The organism is Streptococcus sp. GMD6S (assembly GCF_000297015.1).
This window is the reverse complement of the sequence record NZ_AJRH01000064.1, coordinates 1-6,261: the sequence shown is the minus strand read 5'-3', so window position 1 is coordinate 6,261 and position 6,261 is coordinate 1. Positions and strand designations below refer to the sequence as shown.

At 39.6% G+C, this 6,261-nt stretch carries 2 protein-coding genes and 1 pseudogene; all 3 read left to right on the top strand.

The window, feature by feature from the left end:
* A pseudogene (gene padA / locus GMD6S_RS07780) lies at positions 1 to 2,418 on the top strand (LPXTG-anchored isopeptide-forming adhesin PadA); the annotation flags it as partial.
* A gap of 75 nt (positions 2,419 to 2,493) precedes the next feature.
* Entirely contained in the window at positions 2,494 to 4,308 is a 1,815-nt protein-coding gene (locus GMD6S_RS07775; protein WP_000087620.1) for a G5 domain-containing protein, read from the top strand.
* A gap of 361 nt (positions 4,309 to 4,669) precedes the next feature.
* Positions 4,670 to 6,261 (top strand): isopeptide-forming domain-containing fimbrial protein (locus tag GMD6S_RS07770; protein ID WP_000871434.1); only part of this gene is annotated, 1,592 nt, incomplete at its 3' end.

Genomic DNA, 6,261 nt, shown 5'->3' with positions numbered 1-6,261 from the left:
TCAAGTGCTAAATTGAATGGTCAAGCTCTTGATGCTAGCCAAATCAAGGTAGAAGGTCAAACGATTACCTTGACGCTTACAGAAGACCAAGTGAAAGCCAATGGCGGTCAAGTCGTTGAATTAACATTCGACGCCAAGATCAAAGCTGGTGCGAACTTGTCTGCACATGTGAAGGAAGACGGTCGTATACGGATTCCGAATAAGGCGACTTACAAGGTAGATCTTCCAAATAAACCAGGCTTTACGAAAGACTCCAATGAAGTCCCAGTAACGCCACCGACACCAGATGAACCAGAGATCAAGAAAGATGTCAATACTAAGGCTGAGGAAACGCTTGCTGATCGTGACCAAATTTTCACATACAACGTGAAAACAAGTGTCCCAACAGATGCGACAGCCTTCAGCGTAAGTGATACACTTGAGTCTGTTCTTGATTATGCAGGTTCAGCAAGTGCAATCTTGAATGGTCAAGCTCTTGATGCCAGTCAAATCAAGGTAGAGGGTCAAACCATTACCTTGACCCTTACAAAGGAACAAGTGAAAGCCAATGGCGGTCAAGCTGTTGAATTGAGCTTCACTGCGAAGATTAAAGTGGGAGCTGATTTGACTCCATATCTAACAGATCGTGGATTCACTGTTCCAAATACAGCTTCTTATGACGCGAAGTTCCCACACAAACCAGGGCTACACAAAGATTCGAATAAAGTTCCGGTAGTCGTTCCAAAAGAACCAGAACCAGAAATTTCTAAGAAGATTAATCGTACCTTGGACCACTTGGATGTGGAATACGACGCACCATACATGTATAATGTCAATACAACTTTGCCAAAAGATATTGATAAGTACAAAGAGTTCACAGTCACAGATACACTCGAACCGGTCTTGGCAATCGCTGATACGCCAGTAGCCTATGTGGATGGTCGTGATGCAAATGGTGCCCTTGAAACAAGTGTTAAGGGAAATACAGTCACTGTGAAAGTGAAAGATTTCGCTCGATTGAAAGGTTTCAAAGAAATCCAATTGTATATTCCAGCTAAACTCAAAGCGAATAGCGATTTGAAAGCTTATAAGGACCAATTGGTACCAAACAAAGCAACTGTCAACTTCAAGGATGCGAATGGTCAATCTGGTAACAAGGAAACAAAACCAGTAACGGTGAAACCGCGTGACCCAGAAAAACCAACAGATCCAACACCAGGTGAACCTGCTAAGACAGTTGGGCCAGAAGATGGATCTAAACCTGATAAAGACTACCACTTACCAAACGCTTTAGATACCTTCCGCTTCGATATCACTACACCGGTTCCAACAGATCCAGTAGATGAAAACGGAAATGCTAAGAAGGATCAATATGGTCGTCTTATCAAGACAGACTTGACTAGCTTTACGATCACTGATAAAATCGATTCAGTCTTGAAAGTCAACAAAGACCGTATCGCTCTTAAAGTTGAAAATGCTCAGTTTGACAAGATCAAAGCAACTCTTCAAGCTCAACTTGAACAGTCTGAGAAAGAACTCAAAGCTTTGACAGGCAAGTCAACAGAAGAGACTTCAACAGAGACTGGTAAGAAGGAAGAACTCAAGGCAGCGGAAGCTAAAGTAGCTGAATTGAAAGCGAAGTTGGAAGCAGCTAAGGCAGCGCAGCCAGCTAAACCAGCTGAAACTACAACACCAGCTACTCCAGCAACAGCTGCTGAAGAAACAACTCCAGCTACATCTGATTCTTCTGCATCAGAAGATAAGAAACCTGCAACTAGCGAGCCAAGTCAAGATCTTGCAAGCTTGGAAGCAGAGTTGAAAGCAGCTGAAGAAAACTTGGCTAAACTTCAAGCACCAGCTGAGAAAGAATCAGAATTGGCACCAGCTGATAAGAAACAACAACAAGAGAAACTTGAAAATGAAATCAAGAAACTAAAAGAAGCTCAAACCAAGCTTCAAGCAGCTATTGATAAATTGTCTAAAGTTTCAAATGACCGCGGTGAATTAGTAGGTAAAGATTTAGAAGCAATTGCTACTGTTACTTACGATGAAACTAGCAATGTTGTGACTTTTGAAATCAGCGATAAGGATGTTCTTGAAGCCTTGAAGGGAAGTACCGTACGTCTTGTACTTTACACTAACTTCAAAGAAGGAACAGATTTTACAAAATTCACTGGTGGTGTACCAAATACAGCTGAAGTAAGCTTTAACCATAATCCAAAGCCAAAAACTACCAACAAAGTTGTGGTGTTCCCACCAACACCACCAACACCAGAAAAACCACAAACTCCGCCACCAGGTGGAACCGTTCCTCCAGCAGAACCTAAGAAAACATTGCCAAATACAGGTTCTGAAGGATCTTCAATCTTTGGAGTACTTGCAGCCCTAGCTCTAGGACTTGCTGGACTTCTAGTTTGGAAGCGTAAAGCTGAACGTTAGTATCATATAGTAAGAGGAGAGTAGAAAATTTTACTCTTCTCCTTACTGTATATTGAAAGTGTTAAGGAAAGAATAATGAGTAGAAAAAAATTATTAAAGTTAGGAATTTCTATACTTGCTTTAAATGCACTTGGAGTAGCCACTTATCATGTAGCTCCCGACTTGTATCAAATTCCAACAGTGCATGCGGAAGAGACACCAGCGGAAGATGAAGAAATTCCAGATGGCCAAGAGCGAAGTATTGCAAATACTTTCAAAAGAATGCTTGATAGTATAGAATCTTCAATTAAGGATTTTACAAATAGTCCAGATGAGGATAATAAAGAACTCCTAGAGGGTGATGTAGAAGAAGCAAAGAATTTTTTTGAGACTGCAAAGAAGGCAATGAAGAGTCCAGAAGGTCAAAAAAGTTTTGCGGCGCTTGAAGCTCGCTACAATTCTTTAAAAGCTAAGGCTGAGGCACTTCTCACTGGGGGAGATTTAAAAGAAGAACATCAAGAAGTCACAACTACTGAGGAGATTCCTTACCCATCTCGGACAGAAAACAATGCAGACCTCGCTGAAGGTACTCGAAAGGTAAAACAAGCGGGAGAAAAAGGTCAGAAGAAAGTTGTTTGGGATGTTACTTTGGTAAATGGCGTTGAGAAAAAACGTGATAGAAAGAACCAAACAGTAATTAAAGAACCAGTAGAAGAAATCATCGAAGTTGGAACTAAGAAAACAGGTGTTGAAACCAAAGAAACAGTGACTGTGGAGGAAAAAGTTGCTTTCAAAGAAGAAACGAAAGTAGATCCAGCACTGGATAAAGGTCAAACGCGTGTTGAAGAAGGTGAAGAAGGTATCGATGAAGTCACTTATGAAGTGACAAAAGTGGATGGTGTTGAAAAATCTCGTAAAGAAGTTTCACGCAAGACTAAGAAAGTTGCAAAAAACAAGATTACTTATACAGGTTCAAAAACTGTTGTAACGACTAAGGAAGTAACCAAAACTGAAGAAGTTGCCTTCCAGACTCGTGAGGTTGAAAATGCACTCTTAGCCGAAGGTGTTCGCCGAGTGAAAACAGCTGGGCAAAAAGGTGTTCGTACCATTGTTGAAACAGTGACTTACACAGACGGTGTTGAAACAGGCCGCGAGGTGAAATCAAATACAATCACTACTCCAGCAGTAGACGAAGTTGTCGAAATTGGAACTAAGAAAGCAGCGGTTGTAACGACTAAGGAAGAGACCAAGACAGAAGAAGTTGCTTTCCAAACTAAGGAAGTAACAAATCCAAATCTTCCAGAAGGCAGTCGTCAAGTGAAAGCTGTTGGTAAGAAGGGTGTTCGCACCATTGTTTATACAGTGACTTACACAGACGGCGTTGAAACAGGTCGCGAGGTGAAATCAAACACAATCACCACTCCAGCAGTAGATGAAGTTGTCGAAGTTGGAACTAAGAAAGTAGTAGCCCCAGTTGTAACGACTAAGGAAGAAACGAAGACAGAAGAAGTTGCTTTCCAAGTCAAAGAAGTGCAGAACGCAGACCTTCCAGAAGGCAGTCGTCAAGTGAAGATAGCTGGTAAGAAGGGTGTTCGCACCATTGTTTATACAGTGACTTACACAGATGGCGTTGAAACAGGTCGTGTTGAGAAATCAAGCACAATCACCACTCCAGCAGTAGATGAGATTGTCGAAGTTGGAACTAAGAAAGTAACTCCTACAACAACCAACGGTGATAAGAATGATACTGCAACAACAGGGAACCAGGCTGAAAGCACTAAGAAAGAAGAAACTGCAAGCCAAGAACAGAAAGTTCTACCAAGCACAGGTACAGCTTCTACCAGTCTTCTTTCAATGATTGGTTTATTTATCGCTGGTCTAGTAGGCTTTGTCGTTCGTAAGAAAGACTAAGGCTCTCTAATTGTACAAAAGCATCTTTTGTACGAGAAATACTAAAAAGAACCCAGAATTTATTCTTGGGTTCTTTTTTATAAAAAATTAAATATATTAATGTTTATGTGTAGCTTGAGTACGTTATGAAACTCATGGAGTGATAATAGGTTCAACAATAAAACAGCTATTTACATAGTGTAAACGCCTGTTCTGAAATTTTGATATTTTAATTATTCTCACCGAAAATTGACAATCTGGAAATACAAAAAAGTAAATATTTTTTTATATCTGCTTTCAATTTCCCTTTCTTTGTGTTAGAATGAGATGAATATTTCTTTTGAAATGATCAAATAATCATTTTTAGTTTTGGAGGTACATTATGAAATGGAAATATCGCATGAGAATGCCTTTTTCTACTATTTTCAGTAGAAAAAAACAGGCTTTTCTCGGACTAGTCGTTTTACTTTTTTCTATTTTTCTTATTCCGCTTCAATCTTATGCGGCTTTAGAAGAAATAAAAAACGGAACGGATATCTCAACCTTGGATATTCGTAAGTTTAATTTGAACATCAACAATTTTAGTGTTTTATCTAAATCACAGGCTGTTGATCAGTTTCATTTATCGAATCCCCACTATGAATATCTCTGGGGTGGTGCCTATCCAGGCGAGATGGAGAACTTTACTCTTAAAGTAGATAAAAGTAAAAAACAGGATCAAGTTTTTGAAAATCCTCTTTCTCTAAAATTCACAAATATTGGGACAGTTAATGGTAAGCAAGTAGATGCTTACTTAAAATTCAATAAGGTAACTCTTCACTATCTAAACACTGCTCAGGCAGAATCTGAGATGAATAGTGCTCAAAAATCTACTGTTGAATTTTTCTCTATTTCAGAATTGTGGGAAAATAATGCTTTTGAAATTGGGAATGTTCCCTATGTAGATGCAGCTCATGACTACATTATGAATAAGGCTTTTTGGCTTGATGCGGATGTAACAGCAGAGTTGCGTTATGCAGATGGTTCCGAGACAGATTTGAAGTTGGTTATGAAGCCAACAGACATCGATGCAATGGATGCCAACAACTTGAAGGAAACCTTCTATGTTAAGGATTATCAAAATGATGTTAATCTTCGTTTGATGAATAATGCCAATGTCTTAAGACAGGAAGATCAAGGAGATCGAACTGCTTGGGTAGCAACTCAGATTACAAGCGGTAGCTATTCTGAGAACAATATCTCTGGTTTTGCCCTTCGATCAAATAGTAATAGTATGAATTTTGGTTACTCATCAACAGAGGTTGCTTCGGCCGTCTTTGGTCTTTATATTGAAAAAATTGATCCGAGCCCTGTTCTAGCAGTGGATCCTACAGAGATTCCAGCTAAGGAAGGACAAGATGTAACCTATAAAGCTACGTTTAAAGTTCCGGTTCCAGGTAAGGACATTTTAGCAACGCCTTCATCTATCGAAATGGTTCAGAAATTTGATGAGCGCCTTAATTATCAAGGACTTAAAGTGGAATCAGGTGGAGTGACTTTACAGGAAGGGCGTGATTATACTATTGAAAAGAATGGTCAAACTGTTACTGTTAAAATGACACCTGAATACATAAAAGCAAATTCTTCTGCTGAAATTATTGTAACTTATAATACTACTACAAACAAAAAAGTAGAAGAAAAAGGTTCTGGAAAGATTGACAATACTGTAACATTGCATGTTGATAATTTATCAGCTCCTTCTAATCAGGTAAGCACGGCCCTCCTTTATGAAAAACATCATGAGTTTGTGAGTGGAACCCCAGGCAAAGAACTTCCACAAGAAGTGAAAGACCTGCTTCCAGCAACAGAAAAGAACTTGTCTAATGGTACTCAAGTAACGCCAACACAACCAAGCCAAACAGAAGTGAAGACGGCAGAAGGTACTTGGAGCTTCAAGGCCTACGACAAGGCATCAGAAACCATCAATGGAGCAGA

Excerpts from the sequence above, each read along its gene's own strand:
- GMD6S_RS07775 (WP_000087620.1), top strand. The coding sequence starts at position 2,494 with ATGAGTAGAAAAAAATTATTAAAGTTAGGAATTTCTATACTTGCTTTA.